We start from the raw sequence: 21466 nt of genomic DNA, 5'->3' as shown, positions 1-21466 counted from the left end.
CGATGTTACCAAGGCAACCCTGTGACGCCCAGGTGGCAATCCTGTGATGCCCAGGCGGCACCGGCCGATTCCGTCCGCTTGCCTTCATGCCCCGGCGTAAGGTCCGCACTCGCCAGCGGATGGTGGGGTGTGCCTGTCTGCCTTTCCGTTTCTCTCCCTCCGTTTCTCTCCCCTTTCCTCTCCCCCTCCCCGAGCCCCAGCGCAGGCTGGGGTCTCGTGCTGTCAGGCGACACGCCAACCGCCTAAGGCCCCAGCCTGCGCTGGGGATCGGGAGGCATCAGGCACAGCGCCAACCGCCTGAGGCCCCTGCCTTCGCAGGGGCTCGGAGGGGCGCGCAAACGCGGCTACAGCGCGCGCAGCGCCTGTGCCGGGCGGGCGCGGAGGAGGGGGAGGGATCCGGCGAGGGCGAATGCGACGACCACGGCCAGCCCGGCGCCGAGCACGGCCAGCATCGCGCCCCAGTCGGGCAGCCAGTCGAATTCGAACAGGCGCGTGACGACCAGCCAGGCCAGCGCCGACCCCAGGGCGAAGGCGACCGCCGCCAGGGCAAGCGCCAGCAACCCGTATTCGGCCAGCTGCATCGTCAGGACCTGCCGCCGGCTTGCGCCGAGCACGCGCAGGATCACCGTATCGTATGTCCGCGCGGCGCGCGCCGCGGCGATCGCCCCGATCAGCACCGCCAGCCCGGCAAGCACCGCGACCGAGGCCGCGGCGAACGTCGCAATGCCCACCTGGCCCAGGATCGTGCGGGCCTGGGCCAGGACCCCGCCGATCTCGATCACCGAGCTGGAGGGAAACGCGCGGACCAGCCGGCGCAGCAAGGGGCCGGTATCCGAGCCTTCGGGCAGCTGGACGGTCGCCGCGAGATTGTGCGGCGCGTCGCGCAGGACATTGGGGCTGAACACGAAGACATAGTTGAAGCCCATGCTTTCCCAGTCGATCCGGCGCAGGCTGGCGACCCGCGCGGTGCGCTCCACCCCGAGAACGCCGATCGTGATGTAATCGCCGACCGCGATCCCGGCGGCTTCGGCCAGTTCCGCGTCGACCGAGACGAGCGGTTCCCCGCTCCACATCGGGCCCCACCATTCGCCTTCGACGAGCGTGTTTCCCGGGGGAACCTGGTCGGCATAAGTCAGCCCGCGCTCGCCCCGCAGGCCCCAGGCGCCTTCGGGAATTTCCTCCAGGTCGGCGACCCGCGTCATGGCATCGCGCGGCCCGTAGGCCAGAACCGATCCGCGCAGCGCGGGCACCATTCTGATCGCGGCGTCGGGATGCTCGCTTTCCACCAGCGCCTCGAACTGCGCGGCGCGATCGCGCGGGATATCGAGCACGAAATAGTCGGGCGCCTGCTGGGGCACGCGGCGTTCGATATTGCCGTTTATCGCGGTCTGTATCCCGGCCAGCAGGACGAATGCCGACAGTCCGAAGCCGAGCGCCGTGACCAGAGGGCCGGTCGAGGAACCGGGCCGGTGGAAGTTGGCGATCGCATTGCGCAGCAGCGGGTTCGCCGGCCGCGGCAGGCGCGCCGCGAGCAGGGCGATCGCGCGGCCGAGCAAGGTCAGCATACCCAGCGTCGCCGCCGCGCCGAGCAGGAAGAGCGCCGCCAGCCCGGGATCGCGCGAGGTGAGCAGGACGAGCGCGACGATCCCCGCCAGCCCGGCAACGACCCAGCGCAGCGCGGTTCGATCGCGGACGAGGGGGACGATCCCTGCGCGCATCAGGGCCATTGCGGGAAAGCGCCGCGCGCGCAGGAGCGGGGTCGCGGCGAATACGAGCGCCACCAGCAGGCCATATCCCGCCGCCAATGCCAGAGCGCCGGGTGCGAATACGAAGCCGCTGCGCACCGGCAGGAGATCCTGCAGCACGGCGGACAGCAGCGGCGTGACCAGCACGCCCGCCGCCAGCCCCAGCCCGCTGCCGACCAGCGCGGCGGCGGCGATCTGCAGCGCGTAGATCCGCGCAATGTCGCCGCTGGTCGCGCCGAGCACCTTGAGCGTCGCGATGCTCGCCCGGCGCGCCTCGAGATAGGAGGTGACCCCGCCGCCGATCCCGATGCCCGCGATCACCAGCGCGGCCAGCCCGACGAGAGTGAGAAATTCGCCCATGCGCCCGACGAAGCGGTCCGCCCCGGGCGAGGCGCGATCGCGCGTGCGGAAATCGAACCCGGCGTTGGGAAAGCGCTCCTCCAGCGCCTCCTCCACCGTTTCGGGGTCGCGGTCGGGCGCGAAGGCCACGCGGTATTTGCTCTGATACATCGCCCCGGGCGCGATCAGGCCGGCGCGTTGCGGCAGGTCCTCGGCGACGATAACCGTGGGGCCGAGCTGGAACCCTTCGGAAAGGCGGTCGGGCTCGTCGGCGATGATTCCCGCCGCGACCAGTTCCTGCGTGCCGATGCGGAACCGGTCGCCGACCGCAATGCCCAGGCGGTCCATCGCACCCTGGGCCAGCCACGCTTCGCCCGCCGCCGGTGCGCCGGCCGTCCGCCCGTCGGCCAGCGTCAGCGCGCCGTATAGCGGCCAGGCGTCGTCCACCGCCTTCAGCTCGACCGGCGCGGCGCTGTCGCCCGCGCTCGCCATCGCCTGCAACCGCGTTCCCCCGGAAACCCGGCCATATTCGGCAAGCGCGGCCTTTTCGTCGGGGCGCAGGTCGCGCTGCCACACCTCGACTTCCAGATCGCCGCCGAGCAGGACCTGACCGCTTTCGGCAAGTTCCTGCTCGATCGCGCCGGTCAGCGTGCCGATCGCGGCAAGCGCGCCGGTGCCGAGGAACAGGCACACGAGCAGCAGGCGCAGCCCCTTGAACCGCGCATTGAGGTCGCGCCGCGCGATCCGCCATGCGGTGGCGAGCGGCAGCGCCCTAGCCACCGGTGTCGCTCGCGATCCGGCCGTCCTCGATCGTCACGACCCGTTCGCACCGCGCGGCCAGCTCGGGATCGTGGGTGATGACCAGCAGGGTGGCGCCGGTTTCCGCGCGGCGCGCAAAGAGCAGGTCGATAATCGCGTGTCCGGTCGCCACGTCGAGGTTGCCGGTCGGTTCGTCGGCGAAGATCAATTGCGGCCGCGGCGCGATCGCGCGGGCGATCGCCACGCGCTGCTGTTCGCCGCCCGACAGCTGCTGCGGATAGTGGTCGAGCCGGTGGCCGAGGCCGACCGCCGTCAGTTCGGCGCGCGCGCGGCCCCTCGCGTCGCTCTCGCCGGCCAGTTCCATCGGGGTCGAGACGTTTTCCAGCGCGGTCATCGTCGGCAGGAGGTGGAAAGCCTGGAGGACGATCCCGATCTGTCCCCGCCGGGCCAGCGCCAGCGCGTCTTCGCCCATCGTCGCGAAATCCTCGCCCGCGACCTGCAGAGTGCCGCCGCTCGCGCGTTCGAGGCCGGACAGGACCGCCATCAGCGAGCTCTTGCCCGAGCCGGAGGGGCCGAGCAGCGCGACGATCTCGCCGGTGCGCACGTCGAGGTCGATCCCGCGAAGGATTTCGACCGGAGCACCCGACTGGCCGAGGGTGAGAGTAAGATTTCGTGCCGAAACGGCGAGAGGGGGACTTGTCACGTCCCGGCGATGGCATAGGCATGGGGAAGGAACAAGGAGCCTTGCCGATGCGTCTCGCCCGTTCGTCGATCATTGCCGTCATTCTGCTGGCCGGATGCGGCAGCGGCGACGCGCCGCCGCGCGAAACCGCCGCGCGCGAGGACATCGCGGCGGAAGCGGCACCGGTCAGCGGGCCTGAACGGCGCATTCTCGCGTTCGGGAACAGCCTGTTCGCCGGATACAATCTGGCGGACGGCGAAAGCTATCCCGCACGGCTGGAACAAGCGCTGCGCGCACGCGGGATCGACGCGCGCGTCGCGAATGCCGGCGTTTCCGGCGATACGAGCGCGGCAGGGCTGCAGCGGCTTGCCTTCACGCTCGATGCCCAGGAACGCGCGCCCGACCTGGTGATCCTGGAGCTTGGGGGCAACGACCTGCTCCGCGGGCTGCAACCGGCAGAGACGCAGGCCAATCTCGCGCGCATGCTGGAGATCCTGCGGGAGCGCGATATTCCCGTTCTGCTGATGGGAATGCGCGCGCCGCCCAATTACGGGCCGGAATACCAGCAGGCGTTCGACGCGCTCTATCCGGCATTGGCGGCGGAGTACGGCGCCGATCTGGTGCCGTTCTTCCTCGAGCCGGTCTACGATCGGCCCGAACTGATCCAGCCCGACCGCATTCACCCGACCGCCGAAGGGATCGATGCGCTGGTCGCGGCAACCGCCGACGAAGTGGCGGCCGCCCTGCCGGAAGACGAGACGAGCGGCGACTAGGCCCGGACGACGGCGAGTGCAGCGGGGGCCGAGCCACAGGCAGCCGCGCGTGGCCGATAGCCGCGCAACCTCCGTTGTCATCCCCGCGCAACCTCTGTTGTCATCCCCGCGAAAGCGGGGATCCAGGGTCCGGCCGGTCCGACTATCGATTCCCGCTTTCGCGGGAATGACAGAGGGAGCGAGAGGTGCCCCCGGGCTTCGGCGTAGGGCGAGGCTGACAGCCACCAGAATCGCGATCGGTCCCGGCGCTAGAGTTCAACGCCGCGCAAGTTGTCCGCGTTCGACCATCCACATTGCCGCCTCGCCGGCGATGGCGGCGAAAGGCGTCGGTTCGGTCCCGGTCAGCCAGACTTGCGAGCCGCCGGCGCGCAGCCGGTCGAACAGCGCCTCCCGCCGCACGGGATCGAGGTGGGCGGCCACTTCGTCGAGCAGGAGCACGCCGGGCCTCCCCCGCGCGGCCAGCTCGGCATGGGCCAGCGTGATCGCGATCAGCATCGCCTTCTGCTCGCCGGTGGAGCAGATCGCGGCAGGCACGTCCTTGCCGGCCATGACGACCTCCATATCGTCGCGATGCGGGCCGGTGAGCGTACGCCCTGCCTGTCGGTCGCGGCGGCGGCTTTCGCGCAGGGCCGCGGCGAAATCGGCCAAATCGACCGGCCCCCCCGCGGCATAGGCGAGCGTCGGGCGCGCGAACGGTTCGTCGGGGAATTCGGCGAGAGCCGCCGCCACCGCCGCGATCGTGCGCGCGCGGGACCGGGCCAGCGCGCTTCCGTGTTCGGCCATGTGCCGTTCCACGCCGTCGAGCCAGACCGGATCGGGCGGGGCCTCGTCGCCCAGCAGCCGGTTGCGTTCGCGCAGGGCCGCTTCGTACCGCGCTGCCTGCCTCGCATGGGCGGGATCGAGCGCCAGAGTCATACGATCGACGAACCGCCGCCGCCCGCCCGCGCTGTCGGCGAAGAGACGGTCCATGGCAGGCGTCAGCCAGCTCAGCGCCAGCCATTCGCCCAGGCTCGCGGCACTCGCTTCCGCGCCGTTGACCTGGACGCGCCGGCGATTGGGGCGATCGGGGCGAACGAACGTGCCCAATCGCACCGGCTCGCCCGATCCGTCGGTCAGGGTGGCGCCGACCGAAAAACCGTCGCCGCCGCCCAGCGGCATTTCGGCCAGCGGCGCGCGGCGCAGCCCCCGGCCGGGCGCGAGCAGCGACAGCGCTTCGAGCACGTTGGTCTTGCCCGCGCCGTTTTCTCCGGTGAGCAGATTGAAATGCCCGGTGCCCGACAGCTCGCTGCGCGCATGATTGCGGAAGTCGGAAAGGGATATGAGATCGAGCGCCATCGAAGCGCAGGCGATAGCCGGGCGGCTTGGCCAAGACTATCGATTTTCCCGCTCCCGACATGTGGCGAAAATTCCCAAGGAGCGGGAATGAATGACTGGTGAACCGGGTCGGCTGGCTCAACAAAGCGCGGATTTCCGCGGTTTTTCGAAACTGGCACGCCCCCTGCAAAGCACCGGGTGTTCGCAGGGATCGCCCCTCGGACCGCAACAAAGGAAGGGAAAATTACCATGCAATCGTTCAACGACATGAGCAACCGGGTCCTCGCCGCGGTGTCCGCTTTCGCCGTCTCGGCCGTCATCTTCGCCGCCGCGATCGTCCCCGCCAGCCCCGCCGGTATCCTGGTATGAGCCGGCTCGACCGCCATACCGAAAAGCCCGCCGTATCGCCGGACCGCAGCTTCCGCCTCGACAAGGGCAATGCCAAGCTGTTCGGCGTATGCGGGGGAATCGCGAATTACTTCGCTATCGATCCCACCTGGGTTCGCATCGGCTTCGTCGCCGGAACGCTGATCGGGTTCGGATCGCTGATCCTGGTCTATCTCGCCATCGCCTTGATCGCCGACTGACGGGCTCCCCGGCGGGGCCCGTCACATCGCCGACCCGTCACATCGCCGAAATGCCGCCGTCGAGCTTGATCTCGGCCCCGGTCATGAAGCGGCTTTCGTCGCTCGCCAGATAGACCACGGCATTGGCGATATCGTTCGGTTCGCCGACGAATTTGAGCGGAATCTGCCGCGCCAGCTTCTCGAGCAACACGCCCTTTTCCAGATTATGGTGCCGCGCCGTTCCGTCGAGGATCGGCGTGTCGACGAACGTGGGATGCACCGAATTGCAGCGGATGTCCATGTTGTTCTTCGCGCAGTGCAGCGCGATCGACTTGGTCAGCATCCAGACCGCCGCCTTGCTGGCGTTATAGGCGGGCATCGTGTCGCTCGCGATCAGCCCCGCGATGCTGGAGATATTGACGATCGATCCCGGCGCGTGCTCGCGCATCAGCGGCAGCGCCTTTTGACATCCGTGGAAGATCGAATCGACGTTGATCGAAAAGCAGCGCTTCCAATCTGCGAAATCGCACGCCTCGATATTGCCGCCGACGCCGATCCCGGCGTTGTTGACCAGCACGTTGAGCCCGCCCAGCTGGCTGCGGGCAGCCTCGACCGCAGCTTCCCACTGCTCCGGCTCGGTCACGTCGTGCGCGCACGCGAACGCGGTGCCGTCGCCCAGGTCGCGGTCGATCGCCGCCGCTGTCGCCGCCGCCCCGTCGCCGTTGATATCGGTGCAAAGCACGCGCGCGCCTTCTTCGGCCAGGCGCCGGGCATGGGCCGCCCCCAGCCCCTGCGCTGCCCCGGTCACCAGCGCCAGCTTGCCCGCGCATCTGCCTGCCATGTCAATCCTCCCCGATGAATCCTGCCGCCAGCAAGAGGGCGATCTTTACGTCGATGGCATGGCCCAGCGCGCGGCGCCGGGCAACGAATTGCCCGATTTCGTCCAGCGGCACGCGGTGGACCGCGATGTCTTCGCTGTCGGTTCCGCCGCCTTCGCCGATCCGGGTCAGCCCGTGGGCGCGCAGCAGGTTGAAGCTTTCGCTCAGCATGCCGGGGGAGGAGTGGAACTCGCCCAGATCCTCCATCCGCGCGGCGGTATAGCCGGTCTCCTCTTCCAGCTCGCGGACCGCGGCGGCTTGCGCCGTTTCGTCTTCGCATCCCGGGTCGTCGCCGATCAGCCCGGCGGGCAGTTCCAGGCACACGCGGCCCAGCGGGACGCGATACTGCTCCACCAGAAGGACGTGGTCGTCCTCCACCGCCAGGATAGCCGCCGCGCGCATATTGCGCGGGCGCGAGACATATTCCCACCGCCCGCGCTTCTTGGCGACGACGTAGTTGCCCTGCCAGACGATGTCTTCGGGCGCGTCCCGGTCTGCCGTCATCAGACCTCTATCAGCCGGTCGGGCAGTTCGTTCCGGTCGTCCTCCGCGCGCGGGAAATGGCCGGCGAGCACCGTGCCAACATCGCGCACCCCGGCCGCCATCCCTTCCGCGACGCAGCCCTTGCGGATTTCCGCGAGCATGTCCGCCATCGCCTCGCCCCAGACTTCGGCCGGGACTTTCTCGGCGATCGGCTGGTCGGCGACGATTTCGGCGCGATGTTCGCGCATGGAGAGATAGATCAGCACGCCGGTGCGCCCGTGGGTGCGCCGCTCCGCGCCGACCTTGAACAGCTTGACCGCCTTGGCGTGCACGCGCGCGCTTTTCACCGGGCCGGGGACGAGCGCGAATTTGAGCGGTTGCCACAGCTGAAGCGCCCAGGCCCCGGCAAAGGTCAGCAGGCCGACGGCCGTGAGAATGCCGAACAGCTCGCCCGGGGTCCATTCGTGGGTCCACCCGCCCATCAGCCAGTCGATCCCCGCCAGGAAGACTTCGGGCAGCAGCGCGACCGCGCTCATCGCGGTGAATGCGGCGGCCACGGCCCAGAGCAGGGCGATATCGTTGTAATCGTCCGAACGATCGCCGATCACGGTCACGATCTCGCCGGAGGTCTCCAGCTCGGCCGCGGCGACCGCTTCGGTGACAATGCGATGCCCGTCGGTCGTGAGATATGCCATCGCCTACCACCCCCCGGAGGCGCCGCCGCCCCCGAAACTTCCGCCGCCGCCGGAAAAGCCGCCGAAGCCGCCGCCTCCGCCGCCGCCGAAGCCTCCGAATCCGCCGCCGCCCCAGTCGTCGTCGGACAGGCCGCGCGCGATCGCCTTGCCGGCTTCCCACAGCACGATGTCGCCGACGACACCGCCCATGCCGCTGCGATAGCGGCGCCTGCGGCCGCGGCCGAACATCGGCAGGACGAAGAAGAGGAACAAGAAGGCGAGCCAGATCAGCGCGCCGAAGGGAACGCCGCCTTCGCTCTCGCGCGCCTGTTCGGCCTGGGCGGCGACTTGCGCCGCCTCCTCGGGCGGCAGTTCGAGCTGGGTCATGATTCGCTGCGCGCCCAGCGCGATCCCGCGCGAATAGTCGCCGTCGCGGAAATAGGGCTTCATCTCTTCGACATATTCGAACGCCAGGCCGTCGGGGATCACGCCCTCGAGGCCATAGCCGACCTCGATCCGCACGCGCCGCTCGTTCGGCGCCACGATCAGGATGATGCCATCGTCGTTCTCGGTATCGCCCAGGCCCCACGTTCGTCCGAGGCGGTATCCGTAGTCGGAAATCTCGTAGCCTTGCAGATCGGGGATCGTCGCGATCACGAACTGCCGCTGGTTGCGCTGTTCGAACGCAGTGAGCGCCTGCGTCAGCTCCGCCTCGGTCGCATCGTCGATGATATTCGCCGCGTCGACCACGGGCGCGGTGCCGCGTTCGGGGAAATCCTGCCCCGCGGCAGGCAGCGCCAGCCCCAGCGCCGCCACCAGGATCAGCAGCAGGCGCAGGCCCTCACGCAAGGCGCGCGATGGCACGGGGCTCAATTGTTCGCCGCGGCGGCGGACTGCTGGGCGGCGTTGTCGTTCGCGCCCACGGGCGCGGCGGCCCCGTTGCCGCCGGCGCGCATGTTCAGCGTCGGCGCGACTTCCGCCCCTTCGCTCACCGCCTCGTAAGGCACCATCGGTTTCGCGCCGTGGATGATGTTGGCACCGATCGTGTCGGGGAAAGTGCGGATCGTGGTGTTATACTGGCGCACCGCCTCGTTGTAATCGCGCAGGGCCACCCGGATGCGATTCTCCTGGCCTTCGATCTGCGTCATGAAGCGGCCGAAATTTTCCTGGCTGCGCAGTTCGGGATAGCGTTCGACCGATACGAGCAGGCGGCTCAGCGCGCTGCCGAGCTGGCTCTGTGCCTGCTGATACTGCGCCATCGCCTGCGGATTGCTGAGATCGTCGGCATCGACCTGGATTTCGGGCCGGGTTGCCGAGGCGCGGGCCTGGATCACCTGATTCAGCGTCTCGCGCTCCTGCTCGGCGGACGACAGCACGATCTGTTCCAGATTGGGGATCAGGTTCGCCCGCTCCTGAAAGGCGGCCTGGACGTCGGCCCACTTGGCCTTGGCATTCTCCTCGGCCGCGGGCACCGAGTTGATCCCGCAGGCGGCCAGCCCGATCGAGGCGAGGGCAACGAGCGAAAAACGGCGGACGGACTTCCAGTTCATCGAGAAAGCTCCCCTTGCGCGGCAGCACCATGCGCCGCGGCAGTCTGTATTGCGCAGATAGCACACCCAAAGCGCATTTCAAGAATTACCCCGGGCTTGGCAGGAGCGCGCCCCGGTGGCACTGTTCGGCGGTGAAGCTTCAGGGAGGTGCGGAAAAGTGCTTGCGGAATTCAAGGCATTTGTCGCCAAGGGCAATGTGATGGAACTGGCCGTCGCGGTCATCATCGCGGGGGCTTTCGCCACGATCGTCACTTCGCTGACCGAAGACGTGATCATGCCCGTCGTCGGGTGGATTTTCGGCGGCGTGGATTTCTCCAGCTATTTCATCCTGCTCAGCGTGCCCGAGGGGTACGAGGGGGCGACCGACGACTATGCCGCGCTGAAGGAAGCGGGCGCGGCGATGATCGGTTATGGCGCGCTGGTGACCGCGGTGATCAATTTCCTGATCCTCGCTTTCATCATCTTCCTGCTTGTGCGCTATGCCAACAAGGTCATGGCCGAGTTCGAGAAGAAGCCGCCGGAGGAAAAGCCCGCCGGGCCGACCGAACTCGACCTGCTCAAGGAAATCCGCGACGAGCTGAAGAAGCGCGGGTGAAGCGCGCGCTTCTTCCCCGCTTTGCACGGCGGTGGGTTTCCGGTCACTTCACATTAATCGCCAGTTCCCTATATAGGGCGGTGCCGGCGTCAGTCGGCTATGGCGATAAATTGCGGTGTGCAATAGGCACAACGGACCCGGGGGCAGTACCCGGCGGCTCCACCAAAAGGCGTTCGGTGTCGAACGTTTCCTGATGGGGCCGAACCAGGATCGACGTGTGTTGAAAGGCACTGTTTTCGCCCGGGCTGAGTAACCCGTTAAAGGCTCAAAACTCACAAGTGCCAACGACAACGAAGCACTTGCTCTCGCTGCGTAATGTGACGGCCTAGCGGCCTGAATTTACAAAGCTAAGAGCGCGGTTGGACCGACCGGTCAACAGAACGGATACCGGGGGCCCGGGGGAGCCTAGCAACAGAATCCCCCACCTTCGCTCCCCCCTTCAGCCAGCCCCGCGATCGTCCGCTTGCTTGCGCTCGCGCTCGTAACGCAGGGCGTCGAGTATTTTGGCGCCCGCGAGGAACACCGCGCCGGTGCAGGCGAGGAACAGCAATTTGCCGCCCCAGCCCGGATACTGGTCGAGATAGGCCGTGCCGCGCGCGGTGGCGCCCAGCGCCAGGGCGTAGATGATCAGATAGGCCTCGAACCGCGTCTTGATCACGAACAGCCGGGCCAGTTTGCGAAGCATGACATTCCCTTGGCGAGCAGGTCCCGGTTAACGGCCGGCGAAGCAAGCGACATGCCAGCTGCGGACGCCTGCGGAGCGCGATGGTTAACCGCCGCGGAATTGTAAGCCGCACCGACGGCGAGTCCAGCGCGTTAATAAAGCTGTGCCAGATCGAGCTGTTCCAGAAGCGCCCGGCGCGCCGCGCGCACCTGTTCGGCGAGCGTGGCGCTGCCCAGATCCGCCGGGTCGATCTGCTCGGGCCAGGCGGCGGCGACGATTCGTTCCATCGCTTCGGCCTTCCGCTCGTCGAGCAGGAAGCGCGGGTCGATCGTTGCCGGATCGGCGACCACGCGCAGCCGCAGGCATGCGGGGCCGCCGCCATTGGCCATCGACTGGCGCACGTCGACCGGAACGACCTGGCGGATGGGGCCGTTGCCCGCGATCATCGCCTCGCACCACTTCCATACCGACGGGCTTTCGCGGCACTCCTCGGGCACGACCAGCGCCATTTCGCCGGCGGGCAGCGTCACCAGTTGCGCGTTGAACAGGTAGGTTCGGATCGCTTCGGCCAGGCTGACCGCGCTGGCGGGAACCTCGACCACTTCGAGCGCGGGAAACCGCTGGCGAATCGCTTCGTAGGCGCCGGCCTGGTCGGCGAAAGCCTGCTGGTGGCAGAACAGCACACGTTCGTTGGCGACGGCAACCACGTCGTTATGAAACGCGCCGGCCTCGATCGCGGCGGGGTTCTGTTCGATGAACACCGTGCGATCCGGGGCGAGGCCGTGCAGGCGCGCGACCGCAAGGCTCGCCTGCTCGTGCTGACGCGCCGGGAAGCGGCCGCCGGGCCGGCCATAGACGAAAACTTCGACTCCGGGCGCGCCGTGCCCTTCGCAAAAGCGCATGTGATTGGCCGCGCCCTCGTCGCCGAAACTGCCCGGCACGGCCTCGTGAACCGCGAAATGGCGGCTGTCGGCAAAGGCGATGGCGAGCTGGCGCGCGGTATCGGGCCATTCCTGCGCGCGGTGGAGCATTGTCGACAGATTGGCCGGCGTCAGGTGGCAGCGCCCGTCGGCCGTATCCGGCGCCGGACTGACCGTCGCCGCGTTGGCGGTCCACATCGAGCTGGCAGACCAGGCCGCGGCGAGCAGCGCGCGATCGGCAGTGTCGTCGACCGCCAGCCGCTGCAGCAGCGCGTCGTTGGGGCGCGGCAGGGGCAGCAGGAAACCCTGCGCGAGCCCGCGCGCGAGATTGCCCCGCATCTTGGCCAGCCCCTGCAGCGCGGCGGCGCGCGGATAGGACGGATCGCCCTTGTGACTCGCGCTGGCGATATTGCCCAGGCTCAGGCCCGCGTAGTTGTGGCTCGGGCCGACGATGCCGTCGAAATTGATTTCCGTCAGCGCCATCGCGCGTTGTCCTTCGCAATGCGTCTCCGTGGCGTCGGCTTGAAAGGCGGCCTCACCGCGCCACGCTCCAGATCACGTCCCCGGGGGAAACCCGCAGGGCTTCGGCCGCGGTCGGGTCGATCGCCACCGTGCCTTCGGCGGCAATCTCGCGCATCCCGTATGCCGCGCGGAAGCCTTCGAGTTCGCCGGTCGCGAGGATCGCCCGCTCGCCGTATTCGAGATCGCAGCGTTCGATTGCGTGCGGCTTGGCGGCGGCGACGCTTTTCACCCGGTCGGTCCGCGCGGTCATCGTCGGCCCGCCGTCGAAGATGTCGAGATAGCCTTCGTAGGCGAAGCCTTCGTTCTCCAGCATCTTCATCGCCGCCCGGCCGGAGGGGTGCGGCATGCCGATCACGCTGCGCGCGTCGTCGTCGAGCATGGCGACATAGACCGGGTGCTTGGGCATCAGGTCGGCGATGAACTGGTTGCCGTTGATCGCGTTGAAATAGTCGGCTTCCTGAAAGCTCATGCCGAAGAAGCGGCCGGCCACCCCGTCCCAGAAGGGGGAGCCGCCCCGTTCGTCGATGATCCCGCGCAGTTCGGCCAGCACGCGGTCGGCAAAGCGCCTGCGGTGCATCGCGATGAACAGGTAACGGCTGCGGGCGAGCAGGAGGCCCAGGCCGCCGGCGCGTTCCCCCGGATGGAGGAACAGGCCGCCGACTTCGCTCGACCCTTCCAGATCGGTGACGAGGCTGAGCAGTTCGGCCCGAACGGTCCGGTTCAGCTCCTGCGAGTGCTGGGTGAGCGTGGTCAGCCGATAGGAATAGAACGGCCATTGCTGGCCGACCTGGCTGAACAGCTGGCAGGTGCCGCGCACTTCGCCGGTCGCCGTGTTTTCGAGCACCAGCACGAACTGATCGTCGCCCAGTTCGTCTTCGTGCCGGGCGAAGGCGGCGTCGGCACGGGCCAGTTTGGCGGCCAGCGCATCGCGGTCCGGGGGCAGGTTGGTGAACCCCCCGCCGGTCAGCTTGGCCATTTCGTACAGGGGCTCGAGGTCGTCGGTGCGCGCGGCGCGCAGAGCGAAAGTCAAACGGGATCTCCACTGGCAAGTCTGCCCAGCACCAGCGCGCTCAAGGCAGCGCGTTCGGCGAGCGAGGGGACGACAAGAAATTCGTCGGGCGAATGGATCGCGCCGCCGCGCACGCCCATCGTGTCGACCACGGGGACGCCGGTGGCCGCGATATTGTTCCCGTCGCACACGCCCCCGGTCGATTTCCAGCCGATGTCCTGGCCCAGCGTGGCGCCGCATTCGCGGACCAGGTCGAACAGTTTCTGCGCCCGGCGATCGACCGGCTTGGGGGGCCGGGTGATCCCCCCGTGCCGGTGGATCGCGACCTCGTGCGCCTGCTGCACTTCGCCCACGAGCGCGGAAAGGGCGCGCTCGAACCGCTCGGCAGCCTCCGGGTGTTTCGGGCGGATATTGAAGCGCAGGACGGCGTGGTCGGGCACGACATTGTTGGCCGAACCGCCCTCGATCCGTGCCGGATTGACCGGGCAATCCGCGTCCTGGAGCCGCTTCAGGCCCATCGTCAGCGCGGCGGCGGCGACAATGGCATTGCGCCCGTCTTCCGGATTGCGCCCGGCGTGGGCGGACTTGCCGGTGACGGTGAGCGAGTAATTGCCGCTGCCCCCGCGGGCGTGGGCGAGCGTTCCGTCGGGCAGCGCCGAAGGCTCGTAAGTCAGCGCGGCATACTTGCCCTGCGCCAGCCGTTCGATCAGCGGGGCCGAGGCCAGCGATCCGGTTTCCTCGTCCGAATTGATCATCACGTCGTAACCCAGACGCGCGGCCTCGCCGGTATTCTCGAACGCTTTCAGGGCATGGAGGATGACCGCGATCCCGCCTTTCATGTCGGCGAGGCCGGGGCCGTTCAGCGTTTCCTCGTCGAGCCAGCGCTGATCCTGGAACGGATGGTCTGCCGGAAACACCGTGTCCATATGCCCGGTGAGCAGCAGCCGCCGTTCCGCGTCAGGACGAACCCTGAGAACGAGGTGCCGGCCGAATTCGCGCTCCACTTCGGTCCCGTCGGCGGCAATCGCGGTCACCGGCGCGGGATCGACCATCTCGATCTCGCCCGGAAGCTCGGCGAAGGCCTCCGCCAGTGCATCGGCCTGGCGCGCCAGCCCCTCGAGGTTGGCGGTGCCGGTGTTGATCGCGCTCCACGCCTGCACTTGCGCGAGCATGGCGGAAGCGTCGATCGCGTCGAGCGCGGCATTGCTGTCGAAATCCGGTTTCATTCGTAACCCGGTCTAGAGGTGTTTTCAGCAGTTCAGCAAGGCTGAAGCGGCGCGGGCCGATGGCGTCTCGATGAAAACGGCTCTAGCCGCGCGGGGCCGCCAGTCCAACCCCATCGCCGCCCCGTTGCAATCCGCCGCCGGCTTGGCCATAGCGCGGCTGTCCTCCTCCCCGGGATACTGCCATAATCGCGCACGGAGTCCGTGTGGCCAGTAACGAGTGAGGACAGATGAACGACAAGATCGAACGCGCCGGATTGCAGGTCCACCCCGCGCTTGCGGAGCTTCTGGAGGGCGAAGTCCTTCCCGTGCTGGAACAGGATGCCGAAGCCTTCTGGCGCGGCTTTGCCAATCTCGTGGCCCGGTTCGCTCCGCGCAACCGCACGCTTGTGGCGAGGCGCGAGGATTTGCAGGCGAAGATCGACGCCTGGCACCGCGAGCGCAAGGGGCAGGCGCACGACGCCCGCGCCTATCGCGCGTTCCTGGAAGAGATCGGCTATCTCGTTGCCGAGCCTGAGCCGTTCACTATCGGCACACAGAACGTGGACGCGGAAATCGCGACGATGGCCGGCCCGCAACTGGTCGTGCCCGTGCTCAACGCGCGTTTCCTGCTCAATGCCGCGAATGCCCGCTGGGGCAGCCTCTACGACGCGTTCTACGGCACCGATGCGCTTGACGCGCCGGCCGCGCGTCCCGGCGGCTACGATGCCGAACGCGGCGCCGCGGTGATCGCGCGCGTGCGCCGGTTCCTCGACGACACGGTGCCGCTGGCCTCGGGCAGCTGGGCCGATGTGTCGGACCTTTCGGGCGATATCCCGCTGGCCGATCCGGCACAGTTCGCCGGACGGACCGGGCGTGGGCCGTTGTTCGTCAACAACGGCCTGCATATCGAGGTCGTCGTCGATCGCGACCATCCGGTGGGCAAGGACGATCCGGCGGGGATCGCCGACGTCGTGCTCGAATCCGCGCTGACGACGATCTGCGACTGCGAGGATTCGGTTGCCGCGGTCGATGGCGAGGACAAGGCACTGGCCTATCGCAACTGGCTGGGCGTCATTCGCGGCGACCTGAGCGAAACGTTCGAGAAGGGCGGGCGCAGCGTGACCCGCGCGCTGGCCGATGACGTTCGCTACACCGCACCCGACGGCAGCGATCGCGCGCTGCCGGGGCGCAGCCTGCTGTTCGTGCGCAATGTCGGCCACCTGATGACGAGTCCGGCGATCGCTCTGTCCGACGGGTCGGAGATTCCCGAAGGGATCATGGACGCGGTCTTCACCGCGGCGATCGGCGCGCTCGATGTCCGCGGCCATACCCGGTTCCGCAACAGCCAGGCGGGCAGCATTTATATCGTCAAGCCGAAGATGCACGGGCCGGACGAATGCGCGTTCACCAACGATCTGTTCGACGCGGTCGAAGATCTTCTGGGCCTGGAACGGCATACGATCAAGGTCGGTGTGATGGACGAGGAACGGCGCACCAGCGCCAACCTGGCTGCCTGCATCCGTGCCGTGAGGGACCGGATCGTGTTCATCAACACCGGTTTCCTCGACCGCACCGGGGACGAGATTCACACTTCGATGCAGGCGGGGCCGATGATCCGCAAGGGCGCGATGAAATCGAGCGTCTGGCTCGACGCCTATGAAAAGCGCAATGTCGCGATCGGGCTTGCCTGCGGCCTTTCGGGCAAGGCGCAGATCGGCAAGGGCATGTGGGCCGCGCCCGATATGATGGCCGACATGATGGAACAGAAGATCGGCCACTTGCAGGCCGGCGCCAACACCGCCTGGGTGCCGAGCCCCACAGCGGCGACGCTGCACGCGCTGCATTACCACCGGCTCGACGTCTTCGCCCGGCAGACGGAGCTGGGCGAGGCGCCGGGGCTGGATGCGCTTCTGACGATCCCGCTCGCCGACGGCACGAACTGGTCGGAAGAGGAGATTCGCGAAGAGCTGGACAACAATGCGCAGGGGCTGCTCGGCTATGTCGTGCGCTGGATCGACCAGGGGGTCGGCTGTTCGAAAGTGCCGGACATTCATGACATTGGCCTGATGGAAGACCGCGCGACGCTGCGCATTTCCAGCCAGCACATGGCCAACTGGCTGCTCCACGGCGTCTGTTCGCGCGAGCAGGTCATGGACAGCCTGCGCCGCATGGCGGCGAAAGTGGACGAGCAGAACGCGGGCGATCCGTTCTATGTGCCGCTCACCGGCAACGAGGACGGCCCGGCCTTCCGCGCCGCGTGCGACCTGGTGTTCAAGGGCGTGGAGCAGCCGAGCGGCTATACCGAACCGCTGCTTCACCAGTGGCGGGCAGCGGCAAAGCGAAGGTAACTTGCGCGACGTTGGCGTTGCGAACGCCCCATGTCCGGGCACCGGGCGTCTCCGCGCTGCGCGGGTGGCGGTATCGGTTCATCGCAAGACGCGCCCGGGCCAACCGTGCCGCGCGCGACACGTTCGCGGCGTTCATCCGCCCGAAAGGATGGTCTGAACAGCCCTGATCCCCGCATGGTCGAAACGCGGCGGATATGCCGCTTCCGACGTGCTGTGAGAACAAGGGGGGTCTCGACGGCCGGCCGCGCAGGGCCGGCCGATGCAGATCAAGGAGTAGCGTAATGAATGTGAGTTCCAGAAGGCCGAAGGGTCTCTTCCTGCTGGCGATGCTTTCGGTATCGGCTTCCGGCAGCGCTTATGCGCAGCATCCGCAGGACGTGCCGGAGGGCGAGTACGCGGCGACGGTCTATGGTTCGTTTCCGGCCGATCTGTCCGGCCTTCCCGAAGGCCCCGAGGTCGAAGGGGTTATCTCCGCGCGCGAGGGCGAGAGGCTGCAGGTCACCGGGGCCGACGGCGCCCGTACCGCGATCGCCGTCGGTCCTGCCACCGAGATCAGGGCGCGCGGCGGTTTCCTGGGCCTCGACAGGGATCGGCTCGCCGCCGATGCACTGCTCAACGGTCTGCCGGTATCGGTCGAGACCGTGGAATGGGGCGGCGGGCTGATCGCCAGCAGGATCGATCTCAAGCAAAAGGATCTGCGCATCGCGTCGATGATCCGCAACGGCACCGCCCAGGGCTTTGCCGAGCAGGCCGCGGCGACCGAGGCGCTGCGCGGCCGCATGGGCGATATCGACAAGTATAACATCAAGGGCACGACCAATGTCCACTTCGACGTGGGCAAGGCCGTGCTGTCCGAACAGGCCAAGGCCGATCTCTGCGCGACCGCGGCCCAGGCCGATGCGACCGAGAACGCCCTCATGCTGGTCGTCGGCTACACCGATTCGACCGGCAGCCAGGAATTTAACCAGCAGCTCAGCGAGAAGCGGGCCAGCCGCGTCGTCAACCACCTGCAGCAGGCCTGCGGCTGGGCGCCCTATCGCATGCTGACGCCGACCGGCATGGCCGAAGCCGATCCCCTGGCGGACAATTCGACCCCGGAGGGCAAGGCCCAGAACCGCCGCGTTGCAGTGAACATCCTCGTCAGCAAAAGTGTAGACGGCCTGTAAATCGCGTTCGGGGGCGGGCCTTGCGGGTCTGCCCCCGGCTCTACGATACGGCGCGCGCCACCGCCACGAACTCGTCGACAGACAAAGTTTCCGCTCGTCGCTGCGGGTCGATACCGATCGCGGCCAGGGCATCGAGCGCGCCGGGCACGCCTTTCAGGCTCTGGCGCAGCATCTTGCGGCGCTGCCCGAACGCGGCTTCCGTCACGCGTTCCAGCGTGCGCGCGGAGACACCTTCGGGCATCGCGGCGGGTTCGAGGTGAACCACTGCGCTCATCACCTTTGGCGGCGGTGTAAAGGCGCTGCGATGGACCTTCATCGCCAGCCGGGCGGTGCTGCGCCACTGTGCCAGAACTGCCAGGCGGCCATAGGCGCCGGTGCCGGGCCGGGCGACGATCCGCTGGGCGACTTCCTGCTGGAACATCAGCGTCAGGCTGCGCCACCGCGGAGGCCAGGCTGCGCTGCCCAGCCAGCGCACCAGCAGCGCCGTGCCGACGTTATAAGGCAGGTTGGCGACCACCGCATAAGATTCGCCCATCGTGGCGTCGTTGTCGATCTTCATCGCGTCGCCTTCGATCACGCGCAACCGGTCCGGGTAGGCGAGAGCCAGTTCGGCGAGGGCCGGAAGGCAGCGCCGGTCCATCTCGATCGCGGTCACCCGCGCGCCGGCCTTGAGCAGCGCGCGGGTAAGCCCGCCGGGGCCGGGGCCGATCTCGAGCACCGCGCGGTCGCGCAGGTCGCCGGGGATCGCGGCGATCCGGTCGAGCAGCTGCGCGTCGAACAGGAAGTTCTGCCCCAGCGCTTTCGACGCGCTGAGACCGTGGCGCGCGATCACTTCGCGCAAGGGCGGAAGCGCACCGCTCATCCCGATGCGCGGTCGCCCGCCCGCCGTGCCGCGCAATCGCCCGCCATGCGGATCGCCGCGATCATCGCGCCAGGGTCGGCCAGCCCTTTGCCGGCAATGTCGAAAGCCGTTCCGTGATCGGGACTGGTGCGGACGATCGGAAGCCCCAGCGTGACATTGACGCCTTCGTCGAAATCGAGCGCCTTGAGAGGGATCAGCGCCTGATCGTGATACATGCACAGCGCGGCATCGTATCGCGCCCGTGCGCGGGCGGTGAACATGGCGTCGGGCGGAAAGGGGCCGACGATGTCGATCCCCTCGTCGCGCAACATGGAGACGGCAGGGGCGATGACGCGCTGCTCTTCGTCGCCGAACTTGCCGCCTTCGCCGGCATGGGGATTGAGCCCAGCGACTGCGAGGCGCGGACGCGAAACGCCGAAATCCCGCTTAAGCGCCGCGGCGACGATTCGCGCGCGCCGTGCAATCAGGTCCGACGTCAACAGGGCCGGAACCTCGGCCAGTGCGACATGGACAGTCAAAGGCACTGCGCGCAGCCGCGGCCCGGCGAGCATCATCACCGCGTCTGCGGGTGGGATCCCGCAAGCGGCGGCGACGTATTCGGTCTGCCCGGGATGATCGAAGCCGACTTCGGCCAGCCGGGCCTTGGCGATAGGACCGGTAACCAGCGCCGCCGCCTCGCGCTCGACCGTGAGACGGGTGGCCGCCGCGAGCGAGCCCAGCGCCAGTTCGGCGCCTTCGCGCGAAGGCGCGCCCGGCGACCAGGGGCCGTCGTCGGTGCCGATGACGGGGAGGGCGTCGGCAAAAACCTCGCTGGCCGCGAGCAGGTTCGCGACCACCTTCAGCGGAAGATCAATCCCACGCGTGCGCGCCGCCGCTTGCAGTATCTCGGCCCCGCCGAGAGCCGCGAAGGACGGCAGGCCCTCACTCTCGCGCCGCGCCCATGCCTCGGCAATCAACTCGGGCCCGATCCCTGCCGGATCGCCCAGCGAAATGGCCAGCGGACCGGGACGCGCGCGAGTCAATTGTACTCGATGTAGGCGTCGTTGCGCAGATCGCGCAGATAGCTCTGCGCGCGCTTGGCGATCCGGTCGTCTTCGATCTGGGACATGACCCGGTCGAACGTGGGCCCGCTATCGCCCTGCGGATCGTCGCGCCCGCACATCAGGAGAACGCGCACGCCGTCCTCGATCGACCCGAACGGCGGCGTCGCCTGGCCGACCTGCAATTCCAGGATGGCCGGCTGAAGCTGTTCGGGCAACTGGGCCACGCGCATACCGTTGTTGGTTACCACCTCGGCGTCGATTTCCGCGGCGACACGCTCGGCATCGCCGCAGCCCCGCATACTCTGGATCGCGGCGGCGAACTGCTCGACCCGGGCACTTGCCTGCGCTTCGGTGATGTCGGGGGGGAAGCTGATCGAAATCTGCTTGAGGCTGAGGATCGCATTGCGCGGATCGGCCATGCCGATCTGCCGCTTGTCGATCAGATAGAGGATTTCGAAGCCGCCGGGAATTTCGAACGGCCCGACCAGTTGCCCCGGCTGCATTTCGCGCGCGACGGCGGCCATTTCGGCGGGCAGAGTCTCGAGCCGGACGAAACCGAGATCGCCCCCGTTGGCGGCCGTGGTCGCTTCGGAAAACTGCCGCGCATAGACCGAAAAGTCGGCGCCGCGGCGCAGCTGTTCGACGATCTGCCGCGCATTTTCCTGCACCGCGGCGCGGTTTGCCGGGGTGGCGGCAAGGAATATTTCGCCCAGGCGGTATTCCTCCTTGCCCCGGTCGGCCTCCAGCCTTGCGAGAACTTCCTTCACCTCTTCGGCCGAAACATTGACGAACGGGGCGACGTTGCGGCTCAGCAGGCGCTGCCAGGCAATCTCCGCGCGGATCTGGCGCTTGAGCGACGCGGGGGAAGATCCCATCGCGATCAGCGCCTTGTCCATGGCAGCGATGTCCCGCCCGTTGCGGCGGGCGATCTCGGCATATTGCGCGTCGACTTCCTGATCGCTGACGGGCATTTCCTGCGCTTCGGCGGCCTGGATCTGCAGGGTCTCGTCGATCAGGTTGCGGAAAATCCGCATGCGGGCCGCCTGCATCTGCTCGGGCGGGAGGTTGGCGGACGACAGCAGCAGCGCCAGCCGCTGCTCGATGTCGGTCCGGGTGATGACCGACCCGTTGACCACGGCCGTCGCGGTGCGCACGTTCGGATCGCTCTGCCCCAGCAGCGACACGTCGTCGGGAATGTCGAGCGGATTGGACGCCACGGCCGACTGCGCCTGAAGCGCGACCGGCGCGCTCGCAAGGCTCATCGCGGCCAGTCCGGCAAGCAGCTTGGAAAACCTGTATTCGATCACGTGCAAATCCCGTTACGGCGCAACTGGCGCCCGCATTTGGCCCGGCTTATCGTCGACGTCGA

Annotated in this window: 21 protein-coding genes and 1 other RNA gene; 7 read left to right on the top strand and 15 right to left on the bottom strand. The window is 68.0% G+C overall.

Annotated elements, in window-relative coordinates; translation table 11 throughout:
• Window positions 1–344 precede the first annotated feature (344 nt).
• Both V5F89_RS00780 and V5F89_RS00775 read right to left on the bottom strand, forming a co-directional pair.
• Entirely contained in the window at window positions 345–2864 is a 2520-nt protein-coding gene (locus V5F89_RS00780; RefSeq protein WP_338446364.1) for an ABC transporter permease, read from the bottom strand.
• Entirely contained in the window at window positions 2857–3546 is a 690-nt protein-coding gene (locus V5F89_RS00775) for an ABC transporter ATP-binding protein (protein WP_338446363.1), read from the bottom strand. Before V5F89_RS00775 ends, V5F89_RS00780 begins: the two co-directional genes overlap by 8 nt.
• Before the next feature lie 47 nt (window positions 3547–3593).
• On the opposite strand from V5F89_RS00775, the gene V5F89_RS00770 reads away from it, so the two are divergent.
• Complete coding sequence (locus tag V5F89_RS00770) at window positions 3594–4298, top strand: arylesterase (protein ID WP_338446362.1); 705 nt, start codon at window positions 3594–3596, stop codon at window positions 4296–4298.
• 255 nt (window positions 4299–4553) lie between these two features.
• Here V5F89_RS00770 and recF read toward each other — a convergent pair whose 3' ends face one another.
• The gene (gene recF, locus V5F89_RS00765) at window positions 4554–5633 is read right to left on the bottom strand and encodes a DNA replication/repair protein RecF (protein ID WP_338446361.1); all 1080 of its coding nucleotides are present in this window, start codon (window positions 5631–5633) and stop codon (window positions 4554–4556) included.
• A 228-nt stretch (window positions 5634–5861) separates the two neighbouring features.
• Between recF and V5F89_RS00760 the strand changes: the two genes are divergently transcribed.
• Complete coding sequence (locus V5F89_RS00760; protein ID WP_338446360.1) at window positions 5862–5981, top strand: recombination protein F; 120 nt, start codon at window positions 5862–5864, stop codon at window positions 5979–5981.
• The gene (locus V5F89_RS00755; protein WP_338446359.1) at window positions 5978–6199 is read left to right on the top strand and encodes a PspC domain-containing protein; all 222 of its coding nucleotides are present in this window, start codon (window positions 5978–5980) and stop codon (window positions 6197–6199) included. The genes V5F89_RS00760 and V5F89_RS00755 overlap by 4 nt, the downstream gene beginning before the upstream one ends.
• A gap of 37 nt (window positions 6200–6236) precedes the next feature.
• On the opposite strand, the gene V5F89_RS00750 is transcribed toward V5F89_RS00755, so the two are convergent.
• Genes V5F89_RS00750 through V5F89_RS00730 form a run of 5 tightly spaced genes read right to left on the bottom strand, consistent with a single transcriptional unit; the run spans window position 6237 to window position 9763 of the window.
• Window positions 6237–7019 carry an SDR family oxidoreductase gene (locus tag V5F89_RS00750; protein ID WP_338446358.1) on the bottom strand — a complete coding sequence of 261 codons (783 nt, stop codon included), beginning with the start codon at window positions 7017–7019 and terminating at the stop codon, window positions 6237–6239.
• 1 nt (window position 7020) lies between these two features.
• Entirely contained in the window at window positions 7021–7560 is a 540-nt protein-coding gene (locus tag V5F89_RS00745; protein WP_338446357.1) for an NUDIX hydrolase, read from the bottom strand.
• Entirely contained in the window at window positions 7560–8234 is a 675-nt protein-coding gene (locus V5F89_RS00740) for a TPM domain-containing protein (RefSeq protein ID WP_338446356.1), read from the bottom strand. Before V5F89_RS00740 ends, V5F89_RS00745 begins: the two co-directional genes overlap by 1 nt.
• A gap of 3 nt (window positions 8235–8237) precedes the next feature.
• Window positions 8238–9077, bottom strand: a complete 840-nt coding sequence (locus V5F89_RS00735) for a TPM domain-containing protein (protein WP_338446355.1) — start codon at window positions 9075–9077, stop codon at window positions 8238–8240.
• A 5-nt stretch (window positions 9078–9082) separates the two neighbouring features.
• Window positions 9083–9763, bottom strand: coding sequence for a LemA family protein (locus V5F89_RS00730; protein ID WP_338446354.1), 681 nt, complete (start codon window positions 9761–9763; stop codon window positions 9083–9085).
• Between the two features lie 157 nt (window positions 9764–9920).
• Here V5F89_RS00730 and mscL point away from each other — a divergent pair, with 157 nt between their 5' ends.
• Entirely contained in the window at window positions 9921–10358 is a 438-nt protein-coding gene (mscL, locus tag V5F89_RS00725; RefSeq protein ID WP_338446353.1) for a large conductance mechanosensitive channel protein MscL, read from the top strand.
• A gap of 43 nt (window positions 10359–10401) precedes the next feature.
• Window positions 10402–10748: a transfer-messenger RNA gene (gene ssrA, locus V5F89_RS00720) on the top strand.
• Window positions 10749–10797: 49 nt separating this feature from the next.
• Here ssrA and V5F89_RS00715 read toward each other — a convergent pair.
• The 4 genes from V5F89_RS00715 to V5F89_RS00700 form a co-directional block, all read right to left on the bottom strand.
• Entirely contained in the window at window positions 10798–11043 is a 246-nt protein-coding gene (locus V5F89_RS00715) for a hypothetical protein (protein ID WP_338446352.1), read from the bottom strand.
• Window positions 11044–11174: 131 nt separating this feature from the next.
• The gene (locus tag V5F89_RS00710) at window positions 11175–12425 is read right to left on the bottom strand and encodes an N-succinylarginine dihydrolase (RefSeq protein ID WP_338446351.1); all 1251 of its coding nucleotides are present in this window, start codon (window positions 12423–12425) and stop codon (window positions 11175–11177) included.
• Window positions 12426–12477: 52 nt separating this feature from the next.
• On the bottom strand, window positions 12478–13494 hold the full coding sequence (locus V5F89_RS00705) for an arginine N-succinyltransferase (protein ID WP_338446350.1): 1017 nt from the start codon (window positions 13492–13494) through the stop codon (window positions 12478–12480).
• A complete protein-coding gene (locus V5F89_RS00700) occupies window positions 13491–14699 on the bottom strand; it encodes a hydrolase (protein WP_338446349.1) in 1209 nt (402 codons plus the stop codon). Before V5F89_RS00700 ends, V5F89_RS00705 begins: the two co-directional genes overlap by 4 nt.
• 227 nt (window positions 14700–14926) lie before the next feature.
• Between V5F89_RS00700 and V5F89_RS00695 the strand changes: the two genes are divergently transcribed.
• Both V5F89_RS00695 and V5F89_RS00690 read left to right on the top strand, forming a co-directional pair.
• Window positions 14927–17026, top strand: a complete 2100-nt coding sequence (locus tag V5F89_RS00695) for a malate synthase G (protein WP_338446348.1) — start codon at window positions 14927–14929, stop codon at window positions 17024–17026.
• Between the two features lie 281 nt (window positions 17027–17307).
• Complete coding sequence (locus V5F89_RS00690) at window positions 17308–18192, top strand: OmpA family protein (RefSeq protein ID WP_338446347.1); 885 nt, start codon at window positions 17308–17310, stop codon at window positions 18190–18192.
• A 40-nt stretch (window positions 18193–18232) separates the two neighbouring features.
• Here the strand turns inward: V5F89_RS00690 and rsmA are convergent, their stop codons facing one another.
• From rsmA to V5F89_RS00675, 3 genes are read right to left on the bottom strand one after another with little or no spacing between them, the layout of a single operon-like run.
• Window positions 18233–19054: a 16S rRNA (adenine(1518)-N(6)/adenine(1519)-N(6))-dimethyltransferase RsmA gene (rsmA, locus tag V5F89_RS00685; protein WP_338446346.1), complete on the bottom strand. Its 822-nt coding sequence runs from the start codon at window positions 19052–19054 to the stop codon at window positions 18233–18235.
• On the bottom strand, window positions 19051–20076 hold the full coding sequence (gene pdxA / locus V5F89_RS00680; protein ID WP_338446345.1) for a 4-hydroxythreonine-4-phosphate dehydrogenase PdxA: 1026 nt from the start codon (window positions 20074–20076) through the stop codon (window positions 19051–19053). Before pdxA ends, rsmA begins: the two co-directional genes overlap by 4 nt.
• Window positions 20073–21404, bottom strand: a complete 1332-nt coding sequence (locus V5F89_RS00675; RefSeq protein WP_338446344.1) for a peptidylprolyl isomerase — start codon at window positions 21402–21404, stop codon at window positions 20073–20075. Before V5F89_RS00675 ends, pdxA begins: the two co-directional genes overlap by 4 nt.
• Window positions 21405–21466 lie beyond the last annotated feature (62 nt).

It is taken from the genome of Pelagerythrobacter marensis (genome assembly GCF_036700095.1).
Classification (GTDB): Bacteria; Pseudomonadota; Alphaproteobacteria; order Sphingomonadales; family Sphingomonadaceae; genus Pelagerythrobacter; species Pelagerythrobacter marensis_A.
Note: the sequence above shows the minus strand (reverse complement) of the source record. Positions and strands in the feature narration are given on the sequence as shown.